Genomic DNA, 26,785 nt, shown 5'->3' with positions numbered 1-26,785 from the left:
AACCCCTTGAGGGGTCAAACCCGGGCCATTCTCGGTAGCTAACGTTTAGTCCATGCCGCGCAGGTCCAGGACCAGCTCGGACTCACCGTCGGCCTGCAGGATTACCGGAATGCCCCAGTCCTGCTGGTAGAGGTGGCACGCTGCGTGATCGGGGATTTCGCCGTCCTCAGTCTCGGGACCATCGCATGCGGCCGCGCGGGCGGTGATGTGGAGGATGCCCTCGGGAACATCGGCGGACAGCTCCAGGGTGCGCAGCAAGCCCACCGATGTCCCACCACCGGAGACCAGCAGTTCCGGCGGCGTGGAGGAAATCTTCAGCTGTGTGGGATCGCCCCAACGGTCGTCCAGCTTCTGGCCGGTCGGAGCCTTGAAGCGCACTGCCAGCTCAAGGGTTCCGGGGGTCACCGGGCTCTTGGGACGGTGTGTCTGCGCAGCTCCCTCATCCACCTGCTGGGCTTCCTTGGGAATGGGAACCAGGACCAGTTGGTGCTTGTTCGACTCCACCACGATAAGCAGCGGATCGCTGCCTTCTACCTGGACCACGACGACGTCACTCGGCTCAGCGAGGCCCCTCGCCAAGGTGGATACGGACTTGGTGGCAGGGTCGTAGCGGCGAACGGCACCGTTGTAGGTGTCAGCGATGGCCACGGAATTGTCCGGCAGAACCGTGACACCCAAGGGGTGCTGCAGGCGTGCTTCAGAAGCCTCGCCATCACGGAACCCGAAATCAAACAGGCCCTTGCCGATGGCAGTTTCCACGCTCACACCGGAATCGCTGATGACCAGGCGACGCAAGGACGACGTTTCCGAGTCAGCCACCCAGATGTTGTCTTCACCGTCGATGGCCAGCCCGGACGACTGTGCGAACCATGCCTCCTCCGCCTTGCCGTCCAGCAGGCCTTCAAGTCCGGAGCCCGCGAGGATGGAAACCTCGTTGGCCAGGGGGTCGAAGGCGAAAATCTGGTGGGTTCCCGCCATGGCGATGACGACGCGCTGCAGCTTTTCGCTCCAGACCACATCCCACGGCGAGGATAGTGAAACCTCGGTGCCGAGACCAAGCGCCCCCACATCGATCGCGTCGGCAGCGAAGTCAGCAGGGCCGCCGTCGTGGTGTTCAGACCAAGTGCCGGCGCCGGTGTCTGTCACCCGGGCGGGACCGGCGTCGAGCAGCCGCTGAACACCGTTGCCGGCGAGCGTCTGCACGTAGCCGGAACTCAGCGTGACGCCACGGAGGCGGTGGTTCACTGTGTCAGCCACAACGGCGTCGTAGCCCAGCTTCCAGGCGAGCTCCGACGGCAGCAGCGTCACGCCCTGAGGCTCGTTGAACTGTGCAATCTCCGACTGTCCGTCCAGGTAGCCCTTGGTGCCGGAGCCGATGACGCGCTCCACGGTTTCAAGGTCCGGGCGGAGTTCCACCAAGCGGTGATGGCCGGAGTCCACAACCAGGTAGTTGCCGTTGGGAAGCTGGGTCGCCTTTCCGGGGAAGCGCAAAGTGCCCGACGTCGGCTCGGGGGCCACGTACGGCCCATTACCGCGGTGGAGGGTCCCCTTGGCTTCGTGCTCTGCCACGAGTTCCTCCAGGAGGACAGCGAGGCCGTCGGCGTGGCCCTCGCCGGAGAGGTGGGCCACGATGTAGCCCTCGGGATCAACGACCACCAGTGTGGGCCATGCGCGGGCGGTGTAGGCCTTCCACGTCGCGAGCTCGGGATCGTCCAGGACCGGGTGGTGAATTTCGTAGCGTTCCACGGCAGATGCCAGTGCAACAGGATCCGCTTCGTGTTCGAACTTGGGCGAATGCACGCCGACCGTCACCAGCACGTCCGAGTACTTTTCCTCAAGGGGGCGCAGCTCGTCCAGCACGTGCAGGCAGTTGATGCAGCAGAAGGTCCAGAAGTCGAGCAGCACGATCTTGCCGCGCAAGGACTCGAGGTCCAGGGATTTCCCGCCCGTGTTGAGCCAGCCGCGGCCCTCCAGTTCGGAGGCCCGGACCCGGTGTTGGGTACGTACGGTTTCGCTCATCAGCGTCCTTCCAGCTTGGTGTTCGGTTCAGTCTGCCCGGCAGAGTCTGTGGTGGGGCGTTCGGCGTTGCTGCGTTCCGCCTGCGCCGTGGTGGATCCCTGGGGCGTCCTGGATGCTTGGGTGGTGCGGTTTGCCATCTTTGCGTCGCGGTCAGCGAGCCGGGCAAACATATCGTTGTAAGCACTGAGATCGGCGTCGTTATTCCTGTCGGCTGCCCGATCTACCCGTCGGGTCTCCCGTTCGTCCGATCGGGACCACAAGACGGCGACGCCGATTGCCACCAGCAAAGTGGGGACTTCGCCGATGCCCCACGCCACTGCGCCGCCCAATTGTTGGTCTCCAATGGCCGACGGCCCCCAGGCCCGGCCCAGGTTTCCAAAGTAGTCAGCGGCCAACAGCCCGGTGCCACCCATGATGGCCACGCCGAAGAATGCATGGAAGCCCATGGTGGCCAGCAGTAGGAGCAGGCGCATCGGGTAAGGGGCTCGACGCGGGAGAGGATCGCTGCCAATCATGCTCAGCACAAAAATGTAGCCCGTCAGCAGGAAGTGCACGTTCATGAGCTCATGGCCAACATGCTCGCGCATCGCAAGGCTGAACAGGTCAGAGTAGTAGAACAGCACAATGGAGCCCGCGAAGTTGGCTGCAGCGAACAGCGGGTGCGTTACGATCTGCGAGAACTTGGAGTGCACAAACAGCAGCAGCCATTCGCGCAAACCCCGTGACCCGTGGATACCTTCGCCTCGGGCCGGGAGTGCCCGCAAGGCAAGGGTTACGGGGGCGCCCAGGACGAGGAAGATCGGCGCCACCATGGTGAGGGCCATGTGGTCCACCATGTGCGCAGAGAACAGGACACGGCCGTAGACAGCGGGCGGACCTGAGGTGATGTACGTGAGCACCACCAAGCCGATCAGCCAGTTGGCTGTCCGGAACCAGGACCACTTATCTCCACGCTTGCGGACCTTGATGATGCCCAGGATGTAGGTGACCGCGCCGAACAGTGCGATTCCCATCCACAGCCAATCCAGGCGCCATTCCGTAAGCCAGCGCTCCGGAGTCAACTCTGGTGGAAGCTCGTATCCGGAGAGGATGAACGACGGCGAGGCATCGGGCGCGTAGGTGGTGGGCTGCGGCGGAGCCGAACGTCCCAGCGCAACGGCAAGTCCCGACGTCGCGCCCATCACCAGAAGCTCAACCAAAACAAGCTGCCACAGCACACGGCGGGCCGACATGGAGCCGTTCTTGCCCAGCTGCGGGATGACCCACTGGCGGTGCATGAAGCCGATGCCGCCCAGCACCAGGGTGGCCAGCGACTTGGCGATAATGAGCTGGCCATAGGCCGAGCCAAAAAGGTCGGCGGGGTTGGTGACGCGGATGGCAGCGTTGATGACACCCGAGGCGAACACCAGGACAAAGGCAAAGCCTGCCAGCGACGAGAAACGACGCAGGGTCTGCTCTGTGATGTCCGGTGTCCCCTTGTTCTTGGAACCCGTAAGAATCCCGGAGAGGACCGCGAGCATGATGATGCCGCCCACCCATGTGGAAACACCCACCAGGTGGAGGCCCAGAGAATTGATGGCCCCTTCGTGGTCGCTGGAGCTGGAGGAGTGTCCGATCAAGGCTGTAGGAACCAGTCCGATCAGGGCCAGCAGGAGTGTGAACGCCAGGCCCGTCAATGATCGGACGCCGAACAGCGCGGTGGTCACAACGGCGGCGATGATGGTGACCGCGAGCCAGGCCTTGCCGGTCTCAATGTCCGTCATGAAGTAGACCAGGGAGCGCGTGAACTCGGCATCTCCGGACAGCCCCTGCCCCGCCACGTCTGCGTATGTCAGGACCAAGACCGCGACGGCGGACAGTGTCCATGCGGCGCCGGCCGCCGCCGCAACGGCCAATGCACGGGCGAAGGCCGGGTGTTCCGGCGCGTCAACGTCCTTCTCACGGGACCGGGAACCGCCAAGGTTTTTGGGCAGGATGCCCACAGCGAAGATCAGGCCACCAACCACCGTAGCCACGGATACGTTGTGGATGGCCTTCGCTACGGGAAGGCCCCACCGGACCAACTCACCGGGATCAGAAACCTGCCGGGCGGCTGAGGCGCCGGAGAAGATAAGGGCCGCTGCGAGAGCCAGGAACAGCACCGCCAGTCCGGCCAGTTGCCACGGCAAGGAAATACCCGCGACCGAAGCGCCTCCCCGCGCTCCCGGCTTGGGAACAGGCGAAGGGGCAGTAGCGGAACTTCTTACTGATGGCACTTATCCATTGTCCGCTACCTGCCGCCGGGCTGCGAATCGGAAGAGCGCTATGTGCATTAACTAACAGCCTTAACAGCAAAAGGGACGGCAACCAGCAGGTTGCCGTCCCTTCAAGGCGTTCGCCGAAGAGTTACTTCTTCTTGGCGACAGCAGCCTTCAGCTTGGAGCCAGCGGTCAGCTTGACGCTGTGGCCGGCTGCGATCTGGATGGTTTCGCCGGTCTGCGGGTTGCGGCCGGTGCGAGCTGCACGGTCGGTGCGCTCAACTGCGAGCCAGCCCGGGATGGTGATCTTTTCGCCGGCGGCGACAGAAGTCTCGAAAACTTCGAACAGTGCATCGAGCACGGAGTTGACTGCTGCCTGGCTGGTGCCAGCCTTGCCTGCTACCTCTGCAACGAGTTCACTACGGTTCTTAGCCATTTACGTCCTCCTGGACTCATACGTTTTTGAGCTTTCAAGCGGAATGCGAGCAAGCCACTGTTCGAAAACTTACCAGCTTGGGCTGCCATGGCCAGCAAATTCCGCGTGTTTCCGCGCCTTTTTGACCAAAATCACCGGAATTTCGGGGTTTTTAGGAGTGCTTTACGCCCTTGGCGTACCCTACGGCGATGGCAGCTGGCACAGCTGGCACTCCGTAGGTCCTTCCCGGTTAGAACATAATGCGTTGGAACAGGACATGATCCTGCCATTCCCCGGCGATCCGAAGGTAGGACGGCGCCATCCCTATCCGCGCGAAACCGCACCGCTTCAGGACCGCTTGCGAGGCCGTGTTGTGCGCCAGCGTCGCGGCCTGGATCCGGTGCAGGCCGAGCTCATTGGTGCCCATATCTACCACAGCGGCCACCGCGCCCGACGCTACGCCCTTGCCCGTCCACGCCTCATCCACCCAGTAACCGAGGTTGGCATTCAGGAAGGGCCCGCGGACAATACCGGAGAGGGTGATCATCCCTATGATGCCCTTCGCTGTCGTCAACGCCCAGGGCACCTCATTGCCCTGTTCGTAGAGGTTCAGCTTCGCTCGGATCACCGCTTCTTGGCCCGCGGTGGTGAAAAACTCATCGGCCCGGACCGGTTCCCACGGTGCCAGGTGCTCACGGTTCCGCCGGTAGGCAGCGGCCAGGGCGGCCGCATCTGACTGCTCCAGAGGGCGCAGAAAAAGCTGACCAGCCTCTTTACCAGCTGAGTGGTGCTCCAGGCTTCGCGTGAGAATCATCCCCAGACTCTACCTGCCGCCTCCTTTGCGATTGCGCTCAAGTGGGGCGACTGATAGCTTTCCTGTGATCGTGATTTTCCGTCAGGAGGTGAGTCCCATGTACGCAGTATCCACAGTGGGCGCTCCCCTGCAGTCCACGATCTCGCGACTGAGCTAGTCGCCACCGGGAGCGCCAGTCAGGCAATTCGCGAAAGGCGACTCCCATGAACACAACATCTTCTTCTCCTCTGCAGCAGCCTCAACTGACAGTTGATGCTTCTTACCGGGTGCCTATCGGCGAGCGGGCGCTAATCCTCGGTGGCGGCGGGTCAACAGGCAATGCCTGGTTGATCGGCGTCGTCGCCGGCCTGTTCGACGCCGGGTTGGACGTGACCGCTGCAGACCTTACCGTCGGCACATCGGCCGGTTCGACGGCGGCGGCCCAGTTTGCCGGGGCAAATCCCACCGCGCTCTTTAACGACATCATTGCTGCTGCCCCGCAGAACGCGGTTTTTGCTTCAGGCCGGGCCACACCTGCCAGGTCAGGGGCAGGGCGAAACAACGGAGCCCGACCCGTGACAGACCACATGGAACGTACGGGCCAAATCCTGGAGGCCTCAGCGGATATGGCTGATATGCGCCGCAGAATGGGCGCAGCAGCAATGGACTTGGCCGAGGCAATGGATGGCTCCAGTGCTCGCTGGCGAGCAACCGTTTCAGCCCGGCTACCCCATCAAGAGTGGCCTGAACGACTGGTGCTCCTCACTGCGGTTGACGCCAAAACCGGCGAACCGGTGGTGTTCGACCACCACAGTGGAGTGGACTTGGTTGACGCTGTGGCCGCCAGCTGCGCCAGTGGCTTCGCTTACGCCATAGGCAGCAAGCACTATATCGACGGCGGCTACCGATCCAACGCCGAGAATGCCGACTTGGCTGCCGGGTACAGGCGCGTGCTGGTGCTGTCACCATTTGGGGGCAGGACACGGACGCCGTTGGAGTGGAACATGCATCTCGCGGCACAGGTGGGCGAACTGCGCAGTAGCGGCAGCCGGGTTGAGACCATCTTCCCCGACACCGAGGCGGAGCACCTGTTCGGCATCAATGCCATGGACCTGACCTTGCGGCCGGCGGCGGCCCGGGCCGGTTTCGATCAGGGCAGGGCCTTGGCCGGTTCCCTAAGCGAGTTCTGGCGCTGACCCTACCCGAGTCGGGACGCGACTGACGGTTGCTTTCAGCCGTCAGTGGCGTCTGCTCCTGTTAAATGCGGGGAGCCCCGACCTGGTGGTCGGGGCTTCCCGTGAATGGTTGTCCGGCGGTGTCCTACTCTCCCACACCCTCCCGGGTGCAGTACCATCGGCGCTGTGGGTCTTAGCTTCCGGGTTCGGAATGGGACCGGGCGTTTCCCCCACGCTATGACCGCCGTAACTCTGTTACCCGAACCCCGGTGCCAGGTTGTTCTGGGTGGGGGTGGGAAATCTTTTGGGTTACAACTGTGGTGTTGTGTATTTAGTTGTTGGTTCCTGGAACGGTTGTTGTTCGGGAACCACATAGTGGACGCGTGCAGTGTGTTGTGTGGTGTAAGTTGTTGGCCTATTAGTACCGGTCAGCTTCACGAGTCTTTAGTCCTCGCTTCCACATCCGGCCTATCAACCCAGTGGTCTGGCTGGGGGCCTCTCACACATAATGTGTATGGAAATCTCATCTTGAAGCGAGCTTCCCGCTTAGATGCTTTCAGCGGTTATCCCATCCGAACGTAGCTAATCAGCGATGCACTTGGCAGTACAACTGACACACCAGAGGTTCGTCCGTCCCGGTCCTCTCGTACTAAGGACAGCCCTTCTCAAATTTCCTGCGCGCGCAGCGGATAGGGACCGAACTGTCTCACGACGTTCTAAACCCAGCTCGCGTACCGCTTTAATGGGCGAACAGCCCAACCCTTGGGACCTACTCCAGCCCCAGGATGCGACGAGCCGACATCGAGGTGCCAAACCATGCCGTCGATATGGACTCTTGGGCAAGATCAGCCTGTTATCCCCGAGGTACCTTTTATCCGTTGAGCGACGGCCATTCCACAATGTACCGCCGGATCACTAGTCCCGACTTTCGTCCCTGCTTGAGATGTCTCTCTCACAGTCAAGCTCCCTTGTGCACTTACACTCGACACCTGATTGCCAACCAGGCTGAGGGAACCTTTGGGCGCCTCCGTTACTTTTTAGGAGGCAACCGCCCCAGTTAAACTACCCATCAGGCACTGTCCCTGACCCGGATCACGGGCCGAAGTTAGATGTCCAAAGTGACCAGAGTGGTATTTCAACGATGACTCCACCCGAACTGGCGTCCGGGCTTCAACGTCTCCCACCTATCCTACACAAGCCACTCCGAACACCAATACCAAACTATAGTAAAGGTCTCGGGGTCTTTCCGTCCTGCTGCGCGTAACGAGCATCTTTACTCGTACTGCAATTTCGCCGAGTTTATGGTTGAGACAGCGGGGAAGTCGTTACTCCATTCGTGCAGGTCGGAACTTACCCGACAAGGAATTTCGCTACCTTAGGATGGTTATAGTTACCACCGCCGTTTACTGGGGCTTAAATTCTCAGCTTCGCCCGTAAGGGCTAACCGGTCCTCTTAACCTTCCAGCACCGGGCAGGAGTCAGTCCGTATACATCGTCTTGCGACTTCGCACGGACCTGTGTTTTTAGTAAACAGTCGCTTCCCCCTGGTCTCTGCGGCCCACACCCGCTCACGGAGAGCAAGTCTCCATCACGGGGCAGGCCCCCCTTCTCCCGAAGTTACGGGGGCATTTTGCCGAGTTCCTTAACCATAATTCTCTCGATCGCCTTGGTATTCTCTACCTGATCACCTGTGTCGGTTTGGGGTACGGGCGGCTAAAACCTCGCGTCGATGCTTTTCTTGGCAGCATAGGATCACCGGATCCCCCCGAACGGGGGTCCCATCAGATCTCAGGATCGTGCTCGAAGCACACAGGAACGGATTTGCCTATCCCTGACCCTACATCCTTAGACCGGGGCAACCATCGCCCGGCCCGGCTACCTTCCTGCGTCACACCTGTTAATACGCTTACCTCCCGGGATCAGGTCCCGCGCTCGGCCAAAACCCACAACACCACAAGGGTGAGCGGGCAGGCTCCGGGCGGTTAGTATCCCCCGCTTGGCATGGGCGGTTTTTCGCCGGTACGGGAATATCAACCCGTTGTCCATCGACTACGCCTGTCGGCCTCGCCTTAGGTCCCGACTTACCCAGGGCAGATTAGCTTGACCCTGGAACCCTTGATCATTCGGCGGACGGGTTTCTCACCCGTCTTTCGCTACTCATGCCTGCATTCTCACTCGTGTAGGCTCCACCGCTGGTTTCCACCGCGACTTCACTGCCCACACGACGCTCCCCTACCACTCCACACCCCTGAACCACGAAGGCTAGGGCATTATGTGAAATCCACAACTTCGGCGGTGTACTTGAGCCCCGCTACATTGTCGGCGCGGAATCACTTGACCAGTGAGCTATTACGCACTCTTTCAAGGATGGCTGCTTCTAAGCCAACCTCTTGGTTGTCTTCGCAACTCCACATCCTTTCCCACTTAGCACACGCTTAGGGGCCTTAGTTGGTGGTCTGGGCTGTTTCCCTCTCGACTATGAAGCTTATCCCCCACAGTCTCACTGCTGCGCTCTGACTTACCGGCATTCGGAGTTTGGCTGACGTCAGTAACCTTGTAGGGCCCATCGGCCATCCAGTAGCTCTACCTCCGGCAAGAAACACGCAACGCTGCACCTAAATGCATTTCGGGGAGAACCAGCTATCACGGAGTTTGATTGGCCTTTCACCCCTACCCACAGCTCATCCCCTCCATTTTCAACTGAAGTGGGTTCGGTCCTCCACGACGTCTTACCGTCGCTTCAACCTGGCCATGGGTAGATCACTCCGCTTCGGGTCTAGATCACGCCACTACACTCGCCCTATTCAGACTCGCTTTCGCTACGGCTACCCCACACGGGTTAACCTCGCGACGTAACACTAACTCGCAGGCTCATTCTTCAAAAGGCACGCCGTCACCAGAATCAGACTGGCTCCGACGGATTGTAAGCACACGGTTTCAGGTACTGTTTCACTCCCCTCCCGGGGTACTTTTCACCTTTCCCTCACGGTACTGGTCCGCTATCGGTCATTAGGAAGTATTTAGGCTTATCAGGTGGTCCTGACAGATTCGCACGGGATTTCTCGGGCCCCGTGCTACTTGGGATACTCCCCAGGCCGTGCACAACATTACGGTTACGGGGCTCACACCCTCTCTGGCCGGCCTTTCAAGACCGTTCACCTATGCCTGCACCTCACCTCACTGGTCCGGCAGAACCAGAACGGAAAGTCCCACAACCCCGCCCATGCAACGCCCGCCGGCTATCACACATGGAAACGGTTTAGCCTGATCCGCGTTCGCTCGCCACTACTAACGGAATCACTATTGTTTTCTCTTCCTGCGGGTACTGAGATGTTTCACTTCCCCGCGTTCCCCCCACGCACCCTATGTGTTCAGATGCGGGTCACACAATCACCTTGCAGCGTTGTGCGGGGTTTCCCCATTCGGACATCCTGGGATCAACGCTCGGTTATCAACTCCCCCAGGCTTATCGCAGATTCCTACGTCCTTCTTCGGCTCCTAATGCCAAGGCATCCACCGTGTGCCCTTAAAAACTTGACCACACACAAACCGGACTCTCATCCGATCATGCATCATCTATTCGAGAGAACCATGACCACAAGGGCCAGGTTCATTCATAAGAAATTGCTGTAAGAACACACACACCAACCCCAAAAAGGGATCAGCCACGTGTGTGTTCTAGATGCTCGCGTCCACTATGTAGTTCTCAAACAACAACCCCGTCAACCAGACCACCACCCACCACAACCCACACCACAGCGGGGCCGTGCACGATGAACAGTGCTACCGGAAGCAGGAACAAAAGAAACACCAGAAGATGCCCCCATGCATTGCTGCAAAAAGGTCCTGTTGCCTCAGGACCCAACAGTGCGCCAAACACAACCCCACACACCCGCACCCCGGCAGCGTTCCAAACAACACCACACCCACAAGGGGCACAGGTTGCCGTACTGGCACCAGGACACAACCGGTGAAGGCCATGCCAAACAAGTTTGATTCGTTGATATTCCACCCATGAGCACCCACCGCAGAACAGACGCCTGCGCAATGGGCAACACTGACAACCACCACCACACCCATGCAGGCGCAGCAACCAGTTGTTAGCAGCTCCTTAGAAAGGAGGTGATCCAGCCGCACCTTCCGGTACGGCTACCTTGTTACGACTTAGTCCCAATCGCCGGTCCCACCTTCGACGGCTCCCCCCACAAGGGTTAGGCCACCGGCTTCGGGTGTTACCAACTTTCGTGACTTGACGGGCGGTGTGTACAAGGCCCGGGAACGTATTCACCGCAGCGTTGCTGATCTGCGATTACTAGCGACTCCGACTTCATGGGGTCGAGTTGCAGACCCCAATCCGAACTGAGACCGGCTTTTTGGGATTAGCTCCACCTCACAGTATCGCAACCCTTTGTACCGGCCATTGTAGCATGCGTGAAGCCCAAGACATAAGGGGCATGATGATTTGACGTCGTCCCCACCTTCCTCCGAGTTGACCCCGGCAGTCTCCTATGAGTCCCCGCCATAACGCGCTGGCAACATAGAACGAGGGTTGCGCTCGTTGCGGGACTTAACCCAACATCTCACGACACGAGCTGACGACAACCATGCACCACCTGTAAACCGACCGCAAGCGGGGCACCTGTTTCCAGGTCTTTCCGGTTCATGTCAAGCCTTGGTAAGGTTCTTCGCGTTGCATCGAATTAATCCGCATGCTCCGCCGCTTGTGCGGGCCCCCGTCAATTCCTTTGAGTTTTAGCCTTGCGGCCGTACTCCCCAGGCGGGGCACTTAATGCGTTAGCTACGGCGCGGAAAACGTGGAATGTCCCCCACACCTAGTGCCCAACGTTTACGGCATGGACTACCAGGGTATCTAATCCTGTTCGCTCCCCATGCTTTCGCTCCTCAGCGTCAGTTACAGCCCAGAGACCTGCCTTCGCCATCGGTGTTCCTCCTGATATCTGCGCATTTCACCGCTACACCAGGAATTCCAGTCTCCCCTACTGCACTCTAGTCTGCCCGTACCCACTGCAGAACCGGAGTTGAGCCCCGGTCTTTCACAGCAGACGCGACAAACCGCCTACGAGCTCTTTACGCCCAATAATTCCGGATAACGCTTGCGCCCTACGTATTACCGCGGCTGCTGGCACGTAGTTAGCCGGCGCTTCTTCTGCAGGTACCGTCACTTTCGCTTCTTCCCTACTGAAAGAGGTTTACAACCCGAAGGCCGTCATCCCTCACGCGGCGTCGCTGCATCAGGCTTGCGCCCATTGTGCAATATTCCCCACTGCTGCCTCCCGTAGGAGTCTGGGCCGTGTCTCAGTCCCAGTGTGGCCGGTCACCCTCTCAGGCCGGCTACCCGTCGTCGCCTTGGTAGGCCATTACCCCACCAACAAGCTGATAGGCCGCGAGTCCATCCAAAACCACAAAAGCTTTCCACCACCATGACATGCGCCAGATGGTCGTATCCGGTATTAGACCCAGTTTCCCAGGCTTATCCCAGAGTCAAGGGCAGGTTACTCACGTGTTACTCACCCGTTCGCCACTAATCCCCCCAGCAAGCCAGGGATCATCGTTCGACTTGCATGTGTTAAGCACGCCGCCAGCGTTCATCCTGAGCCAGGATCAAACTCTCCGTTGAAGAAAAACAAATCAAACAGACACAACCACACCCACCGGAAATAACGGCGAACACGGCTGCACAAAATTCGAAACCAGCTGAAAACCAGACCACCACACACGGGGGTGCATGACAATCCGGCATAAATTCAACCAATTGATAAAACAATCGGTATCAACAAACTTGGCACACTATTGAGTTCTCAAACAACAGACCCCCCAAAACATCACCCACAGCACACCACAAAGCAGCGCACCCAACAGGGCCATTGGAAAAGAAGAGTTATTTTTTGGCCGCCTACCGAACCGTACACACCTTCCGGCTTTCCGTTTCGCACCCGGCGACTCAGAAAACAATACACGCCCCACACCCCCAACGCAAATCCACCCCCAACCCCACCCCAACCACCCCCAAAACCCCCACCACACCGCCGTCGAACCCTGCTTCTTAGCGGTCCATCAGCTCCCGCATCGCCGTAATCACTGCCATAGGATTCTCCTCAGCCATGAAGTGACCTGTGTTCAGCGTCATGTGTTTGAGGGCCGGCGCCCACGCGCCCCAAAGTGAAGCGGCGTCGTAGCCCAGCGCCGCACCCCAATCCTGCTGCATCACAGTGACCGGCATGTCCAGGGTGCGTCCGGCGTTCCTATCCGCGCGATCATGCGAGATGTCGATTCCTGCAGAAGCCCGGTAGTCCGCGACGATCGACCACACTGCTTCACGCGATGCCCGCAGGTACTCGTTCCGATACTCCGCAGTAATGGACTCCGGATTATTGATCCATCCGTCCAGGAAGGAGGCGAAGAACGAATCAGCCGTCGCTTCGATCATGGGCTCCGGAATCCCGGGCGATTGGGCCATCAGGTATAGATGCCAAGCCACTTTGGCGTCCGCCCCGCGGAGGATCTCCCACATATCCAACGTCGGGAGCACATCCAAGGCGAGAAGGTGCGTCACGGTTTTGGGATGATCCAAGCCAGCCCGCAGAGCCACAAGGGCACCCCTGTCATGGCCGGCCAAGGCGAACCGGTCATGACCAAAGAATCGGGCAGCCATCACGACATCGGCAGCCATGGTCCGTTTTGAGTACGTCCCCCCGTCTTCTTCCGCGGGTTTGTCACTCGCTCCGTAGCCGCGGAGGTCAGGGCAAATGACGGTGTGATCCTTCGCCAGATCAACGGCGACGTGCCTCCACATCAGATGCGTCTGCGGAAAACCATGCAAAAGTACGACGGCGGGTCCGCTCCCTGCGACCGCTACGTTCAAGTGCACATCGGGTGCTACCGGGACGCGGTGATAGGTGGCGTCGGTCAACAAGGTCAAAGCCATGGAGTCTCCATTCGTTGGTGGTTAGTCCACTCTCCCGCTACCGAATCAGCCCTCAATCAGCCGGCGCTCTTCGGCCCGGCTATCAATCAAGGGTGTCGCACCCCCTGAATACGATTGACCTGTGAGCAACCTCCAGATCCGAGTCCTCGGCCCCATCTCGGTGATCGCTGACGGAGTGTCGCGGGAACTCACCAAGCGAAGGCATAGGGAAATCATTGGGATTCTCGTGGCACAGCGGGGCCGGGCTATGTCCACGGCATCGCTGATTGAAGAGCTGTGGGATGGCAGCCCGGCAGAAGGAGCCGTGGGAGCTGTCAGGACCTTCGTCGGCGAGCTTCGCCGTATCCTTGAACCGCACAGGCCTCCCCGGACCCCGCCAAGCGTCCTCCTCACCGTCGGTGACGGATATGCGCTACGGCTCAATGCCGAGGCTGTGGACGCTTGGGGCTTCGAATCTGCGGTGGCCGCGGCAGTAGGAGCATCTCCTGAGGAGGTGGATTCCCTGTTGTCCACAGCCCTCTCGGACTGGCACGGCGCGGCCTTTGAAGAATTTGCCGAACGGCCGTGGGCCATTTCTGAGGTGAAGCGACTTACGGAGTTGCGTAAGACCGCCGTCGAACATTGCGCAGAAGCGCGGCTGGACTGCGGCCGGCCAGCGGACGCAGTCTCCATGCTCGAAGCACACGTGGAGGGGAATCCCTGGCGCGAAGAAGGGTGGCGCTTGCTGGCGCTGGCCTTGTATGGGAACCGACGCCAAGGTGATGCGCTGGCCGCCCTTCGGAGGGCACGCAGCCAGCTTGTCAACGAACTCGGGCTGGACCCCAGCCCTGGACTGGTTGACTTGGAGGGGCGGATTCTTCGCGGGGATTCGGAGTTGTATCGCCCAAAAACCCCAGGCCTGGCTATGACAGCCACCGCCTACTCACGGGGCGGCACGAGAGTTCAGTTGGAAGCCTCGAATGCCGTGTTGGGCAGCTTGGCCGTCGCCGGCAACCTTCAAACAGTCCGCACCCAACGCCTTGCAGCCATTCAAGCTGCTGCAGACCTTAACGATCCTGAACTCACCGCCCGCATCATCGGGGGCTACGACGTACCTGGAATTTGGACCCGCACGGATGATCCGGCTGCGGCCGCCGTCGTGATAGCCGCCGCGGAGGATGCGCTTGCGGCCAACCCGAGACTCAGCGACCGAAGCCGTGCCCGCCTTCTGGCAACCATAGCCATGGAGTCCCGAGGAACAGGCGATCGGCACCAGGAGGCCTGTGAAGCGGAGTCAATTGCCAGACGATTGGGAGACGCTCAGCTGCTCTGCTTCGCCCTCAGCGCCCGGTTTATGCAAACGTTCGCCGCGGCCGGGCTTGCAGCCCAACGCGCCGATATCGGCCAACAGCTGATTGCAGCAGCGTTCGACGCCGATTCTCCCACCTTTGAGATCAACGGGCGGCTGATTCGTATGCAGGCGTTGTGTGCCATGAATGACATCAACTCGGCCAGTACCGAAGCGGATGCAGTAGACCAGCTGGCCTTAAGGCACCAGAGACCATTGGCCAGCGTGTTCACCCACTGGTTCCGGTGGACTTTCCTTACCAGCAACCTGCCGCCTCCCCTACCGACAGAAATGCCTGGCTTCGCTGACGGAATCGCGGCGTTGGCCACCCTCGGCCTCGAATTGCGCCAGGAGACTGAACTGGGTGGTGCTGAACTGAACAGTATTGAACTGGGTAGCGCTCAGCTGAGCGACGGTGACTTTGGCCCATATGAACGCTGGGTTCGGCCCCTCTTGCTGGTGAGGGCAGGAGCACGTGGCCAAGCGGCCGAAGCTCTTCGGCGCCTTCCGGATCCCCCACATGATCTCTTGCTCGAGGCGACCTGGTGCATCGTGGCTCAGGCAGCCTGCGAAGTGGGTGAGCCTTCTCTGATGCGCAGGGCATTGGCTGCGCTGGAGCCGGCCAAGGGGGAACGCGCAGCCGGAAGCGGCGTAGTGGATCTCGGCCGCGTTGATCACTACCTGGGGCTGCTTGGGGCAGGGGATGTCTCAGTTTGATGGGTGTTTTGAAGGTGTGGGGGTTTGTGGTTTTGGTTGTTAAATGCGGGGAGCCCCGACCGTGGTGGTCGGGGCTTCCCGTGAATGGTTGTCCGGCGGTGTCCTACTCTCCCACACCCTCCCGGGTGCAGTACCATCGGCGCTGTGGGTCTTAGCTTCCGGGTTCGGAATGGGACCGGGCGTTTCCCCCACGCTATGACCGCCGTAACTCTGTTACCCGAACCCCGGTGCCAGGTTGTCCTGGGTGGGGGTGGGAAATCTTTGGGTTACAACTGTGGTGTTGTGTATTTAGTTGTTGGTTCCTGGAACGGTTGTTGTTCGGGAACCACATAGTGGACGCGTGCAGTGTGTTGTGTGGTGTAAGTTGTTGGCCTATTAGTACCGGTCAGCTTCACGAGTCTTTAGTCCTCGCTTCCACATCCGGCCTATCAACCCAGTGGTCTGGCTGGGGGCCTCTCACACATAATGTGTATGGAAATCTCATCTTGAAGCGAGCTTCCCGCTTAGATGCTTTCAGCGGTTATCCCATCCGAACGTAGCTAATCAGCGATGCACTTGGCAGTACAACTGACACACCAGAGGTTCGTCCGTCCCGGTCCTCTCGTACTAAGGACAGCCCTTCTCAAATTTCCTGCGCGCGCAGCGGATAGGGACCGAACTGTCTCACGACGTTCTAAACCCAGCTCGCGTACCGCTTTAATGGGCGAACAGCCCAACCCTTGGGACCTACTCCAGCCCCAGGATGCGACGAGCCGACATCGAGGTGCCAAACCATGCCGTCGATATGGACTCTTGGGCAAGATCAGCCTGTTATCCCCGAGGTACCTTTTATCCGTTGAGCGACGGCCATTCCACAATGTACCGCCGGATCACTAGTCCCGACTTTCGTCCCTGCTTGAGATGTCTCTCTCACAGTCAAGCTCCCTTGTGCACTTACACTCGACACCTGATTGCCAACCAGGCTGAGGGAACCTTTGGGCGCCTCCGTTACTTTTTAGGAGGCAACCGCCCCAGTTAAACTACCCATCAGGCACTGTCCCTGACCCGGATCACGGGCCGAAGTTAGATGTCCAAAGTGACCAGAGTGGTATTTCAACGATGACTCCACCCGAACTGGCGTCCGGGCTTCAACGTCTCCCACCTATCCTACACAAGCCACTCCGAACACCAATACCAAACTATAGTAAAGGTCTCGGGGTCTTTCCGTCCTGCTGCGCGTAACGAGCATCTTTACTCGTACTGCAATTTCGCCGAGTTTATGGTTGAGACAGCGGGGAAGTCGTTACTCCATTCGTGCAGGTCGGAACTTACCCGACAAGGAATTTCGCTACCTTAGGATGGTTATAGTTACCACCGCCGTTTACTGGGGCTTAAATTCTCAGCTTCGCCCGTAAGGGCTAACCGGTCCTCTTAACCTTCCAGCACCGGGCAGGAGTCAGTCCGTATACATCGTCTTGCGACTTCGCACGGACCTGTGTTTTTAGTAAACAGTCGCTTCCCCCTGGTCTCTGCGGCCCACACCCGCTCACGGAGAGCAAGTCTCCATCACGGGGCAGGCCCCCCTTCTCCCGAAGTTACGGGGGCATTTTGCCGAGTTCCTTAACCATAATTCTCTCGATCGCCTTGGTATTCTCTACCTGATCACCTGTGTCGGTTTGGGGTACGGGCGGCTAAAACCTCGCGTCGATGCTTTTCTTGGCAGCATAGGATCACCGGATCCCCCCGAACGGGGGTCCCATCAGATCTCAGGATCGTGCTCGAAGCACACAGGAACGGATTTGCCTATCCCTGACCCTACATCCTTAGACCGGGGCAACCATCGCCCGGCCCGGCTACCTTCCTGCGTCACACCTGTTAATACGCTTACCTCCCGGGATCAGGTCCCGCGCTCGGCCAAAACCCACAACACCACAAGGGTGAGCGGGCAGGCTCCGGGCGGTTAGTATCCCCCGCTTGGCATGGGCGGTTTTTCGCCGGTACGGGAATATCAACCCGTTGTCCATCGACTACGCCTGTCGGCCTCGCCTTAGGTCCCGACTTACCCAGGGCAGATTAGCTTGACCCTGGAACCCTTGATCATTCGGCGGACGGGTTTCTCACCCGTCTTTCGCTACTCATGCCTGCATTCTCACTCGTGTAGGCTCCACCGCTGGTTTCCACCGCGACTTCACTGCCCACACGACGCTCCCCTACCACTCCACACCCCTGAACCACGAAGGCTAGGGCATTATGTGAAATCCACAACTTCGGCGGTGTACTTGAGCCCCGCTACATTGTCGGCGCGGAATCACTTGACCAGTGAGCTATTACGCACTCTTTCAAGGATGGCTGCTTCTAAGCCAACCTCTTGGTTGTCTTCGCAACTCCACATCCTTTCCCACTTAGCACACGCTTAGGGGCCTTAGTTGGTGGTCTGGGCTGTTTCCCTCTCGACTATGAAGCTTATCCCCCACAGTCTCACTGCTGCGCTCTGACTTACCGGCATTCGGAGTTTGGCTGACGTCAGTAACCTTGTAGGGCCCATCGGCCATCCAGTAGCTCTACCTCCGGCAAGAAACACGCAACGCTGCACCTAAATGCATTTCGGGGAGAACCAGCTATCACGGAGTTTGATTGGCCTTTCACCCCTACCCACAGCTCATCCCCTCCATTTTCAACTGAAGTGGGTTCGGTCCTCCACGACGTCTTACCGTCGCTTCAACCTGGCCATGGGTAGATCACTCCGCTTCGGGTCTAGATCACGCCACTACACTCGCCCTATTCAGACTCGCTTTCGCTACGGCTACCCCACACGGGTTAACCTCGCGACGTAACACTAACTCGCAGGCTCATTCTTCAAAAGGCACGCCGTCACCAGAATCAGACTGGCTCCGACGGATTGTAAGCACACGGTTTCAGGTACTGTTTCACTCCCCTCCCGGGGTACTTTTCACCTTTCCCTCACGGTACTGGTCCGCTATCGGTCATTAGGAAGTATTTAGGCTTATCAGGTGGTCCTGACAGATTCGCACGGGATTTCTCGGGCCCCGTGCTACTTGGGATACTCCCCAGGCCGTGCACAACATTACGGTTACGGGGCTCACACCCTCTCTGGCCGGCCTTTCAAGACCGTTCACCTATGCCTGCACCTCACCTCACTGGTCCGGCAGAACCAGAACGGAAAGTCCCACAACCCCGCCCATGCAACGCCCGCCGGCTATCACACATGGAAACGGTTTAGCCTGATCCGCGTTCGCTCGCCACTACTAACGGAATCACTATTGTTTTCTCTTCCTGCGGGTACTGAGATGTTTCACTTCCCCGCGTTCCCCCCACGCACCCTATGTGTTCAGATGCGGGTCACACAATCACCTTGCAGCGTTGTGCGGGGTTTCCCCATTCGGACATCCTGGGATCAACGCTCGGTTATCAACTCCCCCAGGCTTATCGCAGATTCCTACGTCCTTCTTCGGCTCCTAATGCCAAGGCATCCACCGTGTGCCCTTAAAAACTTGACCACACACAAACCGGACTCTCATCCGATCATGCATCATCTATTCGAGAGAACCATGACCACAAGGGCCAGGTTCATTCATAAGAAATTGCTGTAAGAACACACACACCAACCCCAAAAAAGGGATCAGCCACGTGTGTGTTCTAGATGCTCGCGTCCACTATGTAGTTCTCAAACAACAACCCCGTCAACCAGACCACCACCCACCACAACCCACACCACAGCGGGGCCGTGCACGATGAACAGTGCTACCGGAAGCAGGAACAAAAGAAACACCAGAAGATGCCCCCATGCATTGCTGCAAAAAGGTCCTGTTGCCTCAGGACCCAACAGTGCGCCAAACACAACCCCACACACCCGCACCCCGGCAGCGTTCCAAACAACACCACACCCACAAGGGGCACAGGTTGCCGTACTGGCACCAGGACACAACCGGTGAAGGCCATGCCAAACAAGTTTGATTCGTTGATATTCCACCCATGAGCACCCACCGCAGAACAGACGCCTGCGCAATGGGCAACACTGACAACCACCACCACACCCATGCAGGCGCAGCAACCAGTTGTTAGCAGCTCCTTAGAAAGGAGGTGATCCAGCCGCACCTTCCGGTACGGCTACCTTGTTACGACTTAGTCCCAATCGCCGGTCCCACCTTCGACGGCTCCCCCCACAAGGGTTAGGCCACCGGCTTCGGGTGTTACCAACTTTCGTGACTTGACGGGCGGTGTGTACAAGGCCCGGGAACGTATTCACCGCAGCGTTGCTGATCTGCGATTACTAGCGACTCCGACTTCATGGGGTCGAGTTGCAGACCCCAATCCGAACTGAGACCGGCTTTTTGGGATTAGCTCCACCTCACAGTATCGCAACCCTTTGTACCGGCCATTGTAGCATGCGTGAAGCCCAAGACATAAGGGGCATGATGATTTGACGTCGTCCCCACCTTCCTCCGAGTTGACCCCGGCAGTCTCCTATGAGTCCCCGCCATAACGCGCTGGCAACATAGAACGAGGGTTGCGCTCGTTGCGGGACTTAACCCAACATCTCACGACACGAGCTGACGACAACCATGCACCACCTGTAAACCGACCGCAAGCGGGGCACCTGTTTCCAGGTCTTTCCGGTTCATGTCAAGCCTTGGTAAGGTTCTTCGCGTTGCATCGAATTAATCCGCATGCTCCGCCGCTTGTGCGGGCCCCCGTCAATTCCTTTGAGTTTTAGCCTTGCGGCCGTACTCCCCAGGCGGGGCACTTAATGCGTTAGCTACGGCGCGGAAAACGTGGAATGTCCCCCACACCTAGTGCCCAACGTTTACGGCATGGACTACCAGGGTATCTAATCCTGTTCGCTCCCCATGCTTTCGCTCCTCAGCGTCAGTTACAGCCCAGAGACCTGCCTTCGCCATCGGTGTTCCTCCTGATATCTGCGCATTTCACCGCTACACCAGGAATTCCAGTCTCCCCTACTGCACTCTAGTCTGCCCGTACCCACTGCAGAACCGGAGTTGAGCCCCGGTCTTTCACAGCAGACGCGACAAACCGCCTACGAGCTCTTTACGCCCAATAATTCCGGATAACGCTTGCGCCCTACGTATTACCGCGGCTGCTGGCACGTAGTTAGCCGGCGCTTCTTCTGCAGGTACCGTCACTTTCGCTTCTTCCCTACTGAAAGAGGTTTACAACCCGAAGGCCGTCATCCCTCACGCGGCGTCGCTGCATCAGGCTTGCGCCCATTGTGCAATATTCCCCACTGCTGCCTCCCGTAGGAGTCTGGGCCGTGTCTCAGTCCCAGTGTGGCCGGTCACCCTCTCAGGCCGGCTACCCGTCGTCGCCTTGGTAGGCCATTACCCCACCAACAAGCTGATAGGCCGCGAGTCCATCCAAAACCACAAAAGCTTTCCACCACCATGACATGCGCCAGATGGTCGTATCCGGTATTAGACCCAGTTTCCCAGGCTTATCCCAGAGTCAAGGGCAGGTTACTCACGTGTTACTCACCCGTTCGCCACTAATCCCCCCAGCAAGCCAGGGATCATCGTTCGACTTGCATGTGTTAAGCACGCCGCCAGCGTTCATCCTGAGCCAGGATCAAACTCTCCGTTGAAGAAAAACAAATCAAACAGACACAACCACACCCACCGGAAATAACGGCGAACACGGCTGCACAAAATTCGAAACCAGCTGAAAACCAGACCACCACACACGGGGGTGCATGACAATCCAGCATAAATTCAACCAATTGATAAAACAATCGGTATCAACAAACTTGGCACACTATTGAGTTCTCAAACAACAGGTCGCTAATCCAAAGCAGTACCACCAGCCTCAGCTGGATCGCTCCGGAGCAACTTTTCAAACTTACCCGATCAACCAAATCTTTGCAAATCAACGTTTCCGCGATTCCCGATCCAGGCCTCGGCCCCACCCGTCACAAGCACGCTCAAAAGCGTGCCATTTTTCAGGCTGTCATCAAGGGGGTTGGCCTCCGCGGCTCTCAGCTCCAGGCTGTCTCACTCGCGGCGACTCAGAAGACATTACACGCCCACGGGCCCCGGCACAAATCACCCGCAAACCGACCCCAAAACCCCGCAAACACGGGCCCAACACACTCATCAAGACCCCAAACCAGTAAAAACCCCGAGAAAAACAACCTCAGTGAAGCCCGTCACAAAGCCCAACCACCCACCAGCCACACGGCCGCCGTCCCAACCCGACCACCGCCGTCGAACACCAGCCCAAACCCGAGGGACCTGAGAGAGCGACACCCCCAAACCCGAGGGACCTGAGAGAGCGACGGCTCCAAACCCGAGGGATGTGAGAGAGCGTCGGAAGGTGGCGGCGGTTATCCGGCAGCGCGCGTCCAAGCGACGAAGGAGCGAGCGCGCCGAGGATGACCGCCGCCTCCGCACCAACCACACCCTCCGCGCCAACCACACCAGCCCACCCCCAGCCACACCACCCAACGCCGGCAAGATTAAGCACGCTTAAACGCAAAAAGGGCCGGCAACCATAACGGTTGCCGACCCTCTCAGAGCTTCGTGATTACCAAGAAGACTTGGTGATGCCCGGGAGCTCACCACGGTGAGCCATGTCGCGGAAACGAACACGGGAGATACCGAACTTCTGGAGCGTGCCGCGGGGACGGCCGTCGATCTGGTCGCGGTTACGCAGACGGATCGGGGAGGCGTTGCGGGGCAGCTTCTGCAGGCCGAGGCGTGCAGCTTCGCGTGCTTCGTCAGTCGCGTTGGGGTCAACCAGGGTCTTCTTCAGTTCGAGACGCTTGGCAGCGTAACGCTCAACAATGACCTTGCGCTGCTCGTTGCGAGCAATCTTGGACTTCTTTGCCATGTGTTTAGCGCTCCTCTCGGAATTCGACGTGCTGGCGGATCTTGGGGTCGTACTTCTTCAAGACCAGACGGTCAGGATCGTTACGACGGTTCTTGCGGGTTACGTAGGTGTAACCGGTGCCCGCGGTGGACTTCAGCTTGATGATCGGACGTACGTCCTTGTCCTTTGCCATTAGAGCTTTACTCCTCGTGCCAGGATGTCGGCGACGACTGAGTCGATGCCGCGTACGTCGATTGTCTTGATGCCACGGGCTGACAGGGTCAGCGTGACGTTACGGCGCAGGGACGGAACCCAGTAGCGCTTCTTCTGAATGTTCGGGTCGAACCGACGCTTGTTGCGACGGTGCGAGTGCGAAATGCTGTGTCCAAAGCCCGGCTCGGCTCCGGTCACTTGGCAGTGTGCTGCCATGACTCTCCTCCAAAGATTGAATGTAACGGCGTGCAGATGTTCCTGCGTTGCCGTGCGACAGGCAGCGTCCGCATCCGGGTCCAGACCATTTCGATGGTTTCCGCAGCAAGTGCGGCGAAGAAGGTTGGCCTCAGGACCGGGCAGTGAAAATCACTGGAACAGATCCTGGGATACCGGGCGAATACAGGAATGCACGCAACTTGAGCCCCTAACTACCGGCCACCGGGATGTCAGTAAAACCAACAGTCACCACTAACCGGAGCAATTGCACACGATCCGCACTACCTAGCGCCTAACTATTCTACGGGCCAGGCCAAATTAAGACCAATCCGGCATCATACGCCCAAGAAGCCCACAAGCAGGACAGCCCGGATGAGTGTGGCGGAACGTATCTAAAGGGGGCGGATCAGTTCAGGATATTTCGGGCTCAAACCGTCGCCGGAAGAGACGCCCCGCACACGGCGGGCCACCCAGGGTGCCGCGGATTCCCGGAACCATCGTGCGTTGGCTTTCAATGCTTCAACACGATTCATCAGACGGACCGGCGCCAGTTCAGGAATCTCAATGACATGCTCGTGCTCAAGGACATCCAAGACGCGCTTCGCCATATTGACGTGGCCCGCTGTGGACATATGCATGCGGTCCTCACCCCAGAGGCGCCAGTCGTCGTACTCGTCGAACCGCCAATAGTCCACCAGCAGGGCACCGTGGTTTTCGGCGATTTCGCGCACCAGTTCGTTGTAGATCGCCGTGCGGCCGCGCATGGCGCTGAAAACCTTCGAGCCCTTCGCGTCAAAGCCCGTGAACAGGACCACGGTGGCTCCCGACGCGCTCAACTTGGCTATGCCGGCGTCGTACTCCTCCAAAAGCGAGTCAATATCGATCTTGGGCCGCAGGATGTCGTTCGCCCCCGCGTACAGCGTGACCAGGGTTGGATTCATGGCGACGGCGGCATCGACCTGCTCAGCCATGATCTGCCGGAGCTTCCGGCCTCGGATGGCCAGGTTGGCGTAGCCAAAGTCCGCGTTGCTGTGCGCGAGTTGCCCTGCGACGATGTCGGCCCAACCCCGGACGCCGTTGGGGCGGGCGGGATCGTCGTCTCCGACACCCTCAGTAAACGAGTCCCCAAGGGCAACATAGCGGGCAGAAAAATCCATGCCGCCAGTCTGCCACTTCAACACTCGAGGCCACAAAGCCCGCGACGGGCGGGCTAGGAGTCGCGCAGGATCCAGTGGTTGTTGTCCAAACGGGCAACGATTTTTTCGCCGATGCGCGCAAGGTCGGCTACGTCCTCGGGACTGAGCGAATCGAGCATCAAGGTGCGCACGGATTCCACGTGGCCCGGGGCGAGGGACACGATGGTGGACATGCCGGCGTCCGTCAGGTGGGCAACGGTCACGCGGGCGTCGCCGGGGTGCGCCTGCCTTTCCACCCAGCCGCGCTTCTGCAGTTTGGTGACCACGTGGGAAAGGCGCGACAAGGAGGCACTTGTGCGCGCGGCGAGCTCACTCATGGGGAGGTACCGGCCCTCGGTTTCGGAGAGCATAGCGAGCACGTTGTAGTCGAACAGGGACAGTTTGCCGGCCGACTGAAGCTGGGTGTCCAACGCCGAGGGGAGCAAGGTGTTGATGCTCAGCAGGGCCAGCCAAGCACGGCGTTCGTCGGCATTCAGCCAGCGGGGTTGAGTCATGCCTCCATCTTATGAGAATTCGCTACTTCCTTAGGTCGCGGCCCCGGCTCAGGCGATAGGCTGGCGGCATGTTTGTCGTCTCATTGACCTACAAAGTTCCCGACGAAATTGTCGATTTCCACCGCCCGGGCCACATGGCCTGGCTTAAGGACGCGTTCGACGGCGGCATCTTCCTTGCGTCCGGACGTCGCGTCCCAGCCACGGGAGGCGTGCTGCTGTCCAAAGTGGACCGGGCCACGTTGGATGCCTCGCTGGCCAAGGACCCGTTCTACAGCAATGGCGTGGCGGAGTTCGAGATCATTGAATTCACGGCTACCAGCGTGGCCGAGGGTTACGAAAACCTGCTCGATAGCTGAATTGCGCGGCTTGTTCCCAGCCGTTCCGGCAGCACCACCGGCATGAGCTCCGGCCAGCGCGCCCCCAGACGGTCGCCGCTCGAGACGCCGCGGAACCGACGCGACAGCCAAGGCCCGACGTCGCGCCTCAGCCAGGCGACGTCGTCGGCGATGTTTTCGGCGCGGGTCCGCGGACGGGGCGCGGCGAGCGTTGGTGATTGGAGCGAGTGCGGAGCCCCGAGGACTTCAAGGACTTTCTTGGCCATGTAGCTGTGCCCGGGACTGGACATGTGCAGGCGATCGGGTGCCCAGAGTCGCGGGTCCTGGAACTTCTCAAAGCACCAATAGTCCACCAGCAGCGTCTGATACGTCGCTGCAATACGCCGAATCTGGCGGTTGTAGATGGCAGTACGCACTTTGAGTGGTTCCAGCAGGGGAGACAACGGAACGTTGTAACCGGTGAAGAGCAGGACCGTGGCTCCGCTGGCTTTGAGGCGCCGCACGGCATCCTCGTAGTCCCCGATGAGCTTGTTCATGTTGAGTTTTGCCATGAGGAGGTCGTTCCCGCCGGCGTAGAAGCTGACCAGCGTGGGATTCATGGCGAGGGCGGGCTCGATTTGTTCATCGATGATCCGCTGGAGACGCCGCCCGCGAATGGCCAGGTTGGCGTATCGGGTGGTGTGGTTGTCCCTTGCCAGTTCTTCGGCCACCCGGTCCGCCCAGCCCCGGCAGTTGTTGGGGAGCCGGAGATCGTTGTCGCCGACGCCCTCAGTGAAGGAGTCGCCAAGCGCCACGAACCGGATCTGGTGTTTCACTGCGTTGTCTCCCGGTCCTCCATGAGCTTTTTCAGGCCACCCTTGCGTGGAACTTTCACGGGTTCCGGCCAGCGCGGGCTGACGGAATCCCCCAGCGTGACACCGCGAAGTTTGCGTCCGAACAGCGGGACCACCCAGTCGTTGACCCAGCGGCGCTGCCGGCGCTCCCATTCGCGCATGGACATGCGCGTGGGCGGGTCCCATTCCTTCGGGGAGATCTTGTGCGGGACGTTGAGGTGGTCCAGCACCTGGGCGGCCAAGTACTTGTGGCCCGCCTTGGACATGTGGAGCCGGTCCGGTGCCCACATCCGGGAGTCCTTATAGGCATCGAAGCACCAGTAGTCCACCAGGATTGCGCCATATTTGGCGGCGATGTCGCGGACTCTCTGGTTGTAGAGGGTGTTGCGTTTCTTGAAGGGTTCCAAGACGGCCGACACCTTCACGTCGAACCCGGTAAACAGGACCAAGGTTGCCCCGGTTTCGCTCAGGCGCGCGACGAGCAATTCGTAGTCTTTGAGGAGAGCATCCATATCGGTACCGAAATCGAGGATGTCGTTACCGCCTGCGTAGAGCGTAATGAGCGTTGGTTCCATGGCCATGGCGGGCTCGAGTTGTTCGTCGATGACGTGCCGGAGCCTCTTGCTGCGCACTGCCAGGTTGGCGTATTCCCAGCCCGGCTGGGCCTTGGCCAACTTTTCGGCAACCCGGTCGGCCCATCCGCGGACCCCGTTCGGCAGGACCTTGCTCGGGTCCCCCACGCCTTCGGTGAAGGAATCACCGATGGCGACATACCGCCGTCGAGCTTTACTCCCGCCCCCGAATTCCTCCCGCACCCCAACGACGCTACCCGCCCCCGGTTACACCGGAGCCAACCCAAAGTGAACAAGCAAAACGGGAAGTGAGAGAGCGTCCGCCCCAAACCCGAGGGAAGTGAGAGAGCGTCCGCACCAAACCCGAGGGAAGTGAGAGAGCGTCGGAAGGCCGGGTGGCGGGCATCCGGCAGCGTGCGTCAAAGCGACGAAGGAACAGCACGCCGAGGATGGGCGCCACCCGGCCGTCAAACTGCGG

Annotated in this window: 15 protein-coding genes and 6 rRNA genes; 3 read left to right on the top strand and 18 right to left on the bottom strand. The window is 59.5% G+C overall.

Features of this window, described 5'->3' with window-relative positions:
- Positions 1-45: 45 nt before the first annotated feature.
- The 4 genes from J3A64_RS20630 to J3A64_RS20615 all read right to left on the bottom strand — a co-directional run bounded on the left by J3A64_RS20630 (position 46) and on the right by J3A64_RS20615 (position 5,485).
- Positions 46-2,019 (bottom strand): NHL domain-containing thioredoxin family protein, encoded by a 1,974-nt coding sequence (locus tag J3A64_RS20630; protein WP_011776353.1) that lies wholly within the window; start codon positions 2,017-2,019, stop codon positions 46-48.
- On the bottom strand, positions 2,019-4,274 hold the full coding sequence (locus J3A64_RS20625) for a cytochrome c oxidase assembly protein (protein WP_374100553.1): 2,256 nt from the start codon (positions 4,272-4,274) through the stop codon (positions 2,019-2,021). The genes J3A64_RS20630 and J3A64_RS20625 overlap by 1 nt, the downstream gene beginning before the upstream one ends.
- A gap of 130 nt (positions 4,275-4,404) precedes the next feature.
- Positions 4,405-4,692 carry an HU family DNA-binding protein gene (locus J3A64_RS20620; RefSeq protein ID WP_011776355.1) on the bottom strand — a complete coding sequence of 96 codons (288 nt, stop codon included), beginning with the start codon at positions 4,690-4,692 and terminating at the stop codon, positions 4,405-4,407.
- Between the two features lie 229 nt (positions 4,693-4,921).
- Positions 4,922-5,485, bottom strand: a complete 564-nt coding sequence (locus tag J3A64_RS20615) for a GNAT family N-acetyltransferase (RefSeq protein WP_011776356.1) — start codon at positions 5,483-5,485, stop codon at positions 4,922-4,924.
- A 203-nt stretch (positions 5,486-5,688) separates the two neighbouring features.
- Here J3A64_RS20615 and J3A64_RS20610 point away from each other — a divergent pair, with 203 nt between their 5' ends.
- Positions 5,689-6,660, top strand: coding sequence for a patatin-like phospholipase family protein (locus J3A64_RS20610; protein ID WP_210065675.1), 972 nt, complete (start codon positions 5,689-5,691; stop codon positions 6,658-6,660).
- A 111-nt stretch (positions 6,661-6,771) separates the two neighbouring features.
- On the opposite strand, the gene rrf (J3A64_RS20605) is transcribed toward J3A64_RS20610, so the two are convergent.
- The 4 genes from rrf (J3A64_RS20605) to J3A64_RS20590 form a co-directional block, all read right to left on the bottom strand.
- Positions 6,772-6,888: ribosomal RNA gene (rrf, locus tag J3A64_RS20605) — 5S ribosomal RNA — on the bottom strand.
- Between the two features lie 148 nt (positions 6,889-7,036).
- A 23S ribosomal RNA gene (locus tag J3A64_RS20600) occupies positions 7,037-10,179 on the bottom strand.
- Positions 10,180-10,754: 575 nt separating this feature from the next.
- Positions 10,755-12,277: ribosomal RNA gene (locus tag J3A64_RS20595) — 16S ribosomal RNA — on the bottom strand.
- Together the 16S, 23S and 5S rRNA genes form the textbook arrangement of a ribosomal RNA operon.
- A 426-nt stretch (positions 12,278-12,703) precedes the next feature.
- Complete coding sequence (locus J3A64_RS20590) at positions 12,704-13,585, bottom strand: alpha/beta fold hydrolase (protein WP_210065673.1); 882 nt, start codon at positions 13,583-13,585, stop codon at positions 12,704-12,706.
- Between the two features lie 121 nt (positions 13,586-13,706).
- Between J3A64_RS20590 and J3A64_RS20585 the strand changes: the two genes are divergently transcribed.
- Entirely contained in the window at positions 13,707-15,629 is a 1,923-nt protein-coding gene (locus J3A64_RS20585) for a BTAD domain-containing putative transcriptional regulator (RefSeq protein ID WP_210065671.1), read from the top strand.
- A gap of 90 nt (positions 15,630-15,719) precedes the next feature.
- Here the strand turns inward: J3A64_RS20585 and rrf (J3A64_RS20580) are convergent.
- From rrf (J3A64_RS20580) to J3A64_RS20545, 8 genes are all read right to left on the bottom strand, one after another.
- Positions 15,720-15,836, bottom strand: a 5S ribosomal RNA gene (gene rrf, locus J3A64_RS20580).
- Positions 15,837-15,983: 147 nt separating this feature from the next.
- Positions 15,984-19,126: ribosomal RNA gene (locus J3A64_RS20575) — 23S ribosomal RNA — on the bottom strand.
- 576 nt (positions 19,127-19,702) lie between these two features.
- A 16S ribosomal RNA gene (locus tag J3A64_RS20570) occupies positions 19,703-21,225 on the bottom strand.
- A gap of 938 nt (positions 21,226-22,163) precedes the next feature.
- A complete protein-coding gene (gene rpsN / locus J3A64_RS20565) occupies positions 22,164-22,469 on the bottom strand; it encodes a 30S ribosomal protein S14 (protein WP_011776360.1) in 306 nt (101 codons plus the stop codon).
- Positions 22,470-22,473: 4 nt separating this feature from the next.
- Complete coding sequence (gene rpmG, locus J3A64_RS20560; protein ID WP_003798558.1) at positions 22,474-22,641, bottom strand: 50S ribosomal protein L33; 168 nt, start codon at positions 22,639-22,641, stop codon at positions 22,474-22,476.
- Entirely contained in the window at positions 22,641-22,877 is a 237-nt protein-coding gene (gene rpmB, locus J3A64_RS20555; RefSeq protein ID WP_011776361.1) for a 50S ribosomal protein L28, read from the bottom strand. Before rpmB ends, rpmG begins: the two co-directional genes overlap by 1 nt.
- Positions 22,878-23,269: 392 nt before the next feature.
- Positions 23,270-24,034 carry an SGNH/GDSL hydrolase family protein gene (locus J3A64_RS20550; RefSeq protein WP_011776362.1) on the bottom strand — a complete coding sequence of 255 codons (765 nt, stop codon included), beginning with the start codon at positions 24,032-24,034 and terminating at the stop codon, positions 23,270-23,272.
- 53 nt (positions 24,035-24,087) lie between these two features.
- Positions 24,088-24,567: a MarR family winged helix-turn-helix transcriptional regulator gene (locus J3A64_RS20545; RefSeq protein WP_011776363.1), complete on the bottom strand. Its 480-nt coding sequence runs from the start codon at positions 24,565-24,567 to the stop codon at positions 24,088-24,090.
- Positions 24,568-24,635: 68 nt separating this feature from the next.
- On the opposite strand from J3A64_RS20545, the gene J3A64_RS20540 reads away from it, so the two are divergent.
- Positions 24,636-24,923, top strand: a complete 288-nt coding sequence (locus J3A64_RS20540) for a YciI family protein (RefSeq protein ID WP_011776364.1) — start codon at positions 24,636-24,638, stop codon at positions 24,921-24,923.
- On the opposite strand, the gene J3A64_RS20535 is transcribed toward J3A64_RS20540, so the two are convergent.
- Positions 24,899-25,717, bottom strand: a complete 819-nt coding sequence (locus J3A64_RS20535; RefSeq protein WP_210065669.1) for an SGNH/GDSL hydrolase family protein — start codon at positions 25,715-25,717, stop codon at positions 24,899-24,901. The two genes, J3A64_RS20540 and J3A64_RS20535, sit on opposite strands and share 25 nt — an antisense overlap.
- Positions 25,714-26,550, bottom strand: coding sequence for an SGNH/GDSL hydrolase family protein (locus J3A64_RS20530; RefSeq protein ID WP_210065667.1), 837 nt, complete (start codon positions 26,548-26,550; stop codon positions 25,714-25,716). The genes J3A64_RS20535 and J3A64_RS20530 overlap by 4 nt, the downstream gene beginning before the upstream one ends.
- Positions 26,551-26,785 lie beyond the last annotated feature (235 nt).

The sequence above is a fragment of the Pseudarthrobacter sp. PvP004 genome (assembly GCF_017876035.1).
In the GTDB taxonomy this organism is placed as follows: domain Bacteria; phylum Actinomycetota; class Actinomycetes; order Actinomycetales; family Micrococcaceae; genus Arthrobacter; species Arthrobacter aurescens_A.
The sequence above is the reverse complement of the archived record's forward strand: the minus strand, read 5'-3'. Positions and strand labels throughout refer to the sequence as shown.

What these genes read in the sequence shown, in the direction of transcription:
- J3A64_RS20630 (WP_011776353.1), bottom strand. Translation starts at nt 2,019, where the DNA reads ATGAGCGAAACCGTACGTACCCAACACCGGGTCCGGGCCTCCGAACTG.
- J3A64_RS20620 (WP_011776355.1), bottom strand. Translation starts at nt 4,692, where the DNA reads ATGGCTAAGAACCGTAGTGAACTCGTTGCAGAGGTAGCAGGCAAGGCT.
- J3A64_RS20615 (WP_011776356.1), bottom strand. Translation starts at nt 5,485, where the DNA reads ATGATTCTCACGCGAAGCCTGGAGCACCACTCAGCTGGTAAAGAGGCT.
- J3A64_RS20610 (WP_210065675.1), top strand. Translation starts at nt 5,689, where the DNA reads ATGAACACAACATCTTCTTCTCCTCTGCAGCAGCCTCAACTGACAGTT.
- J3A64_RS20590 (WP_210065673.1), bottom strand. Translation starts at nt 13,585, where the DNA reads ATGGCTTTGACCTTGTTGACCGACGCCACCTATCACCGCGTCCCGGTA.
- rpsN (WP_011776360.1), bottom strand. Translation starts at nt 22,469, where the DNA reads ATGGCAAAGAAGTCCAAGATTGCTCGCAACGAGCAGCGCAAGGTCATT.
- rpmG (WP_003798558.1), bottom strand. Translation starts at nt 22,641, where the DNA reads ATGGCAAAGGACAAGGACGTACGTCCGATCATCAAGCTGAAGTCCACC.
- rpmB (WP_011776361.1), bottom strand. Translation starts at nt 22,877, where the DNA reads ATGGCAGCACACTGCCAAGTGACCGGAGCCGAGCCGGGCTTTGGACAC.
- J3A64_RS20550 (WP_011776362.1), bottom strand. Translation starts at nt 24,034, where the DNA reads ATGGATTTTTCTGCCCGCTATGTTGCCCTTGGGGACTCGTTTACTGAG.
- J3A64_RS20545 (WP_011776363.1), bottom strand. Translation starts at nt 24,567, where the DNA reads ATGACTCAACCCCGCTGGCTGAATGCCGACGAACGCCGTGCTTGGCTG.
- J3A64_RS20540 (WP_011776364.1), top strand. Translation starts at nt 24,636, where the DNA reads ATGTTTGTCGTCTCATTGACCTACAAAGTTCCCGACGAAATTGTCGAT.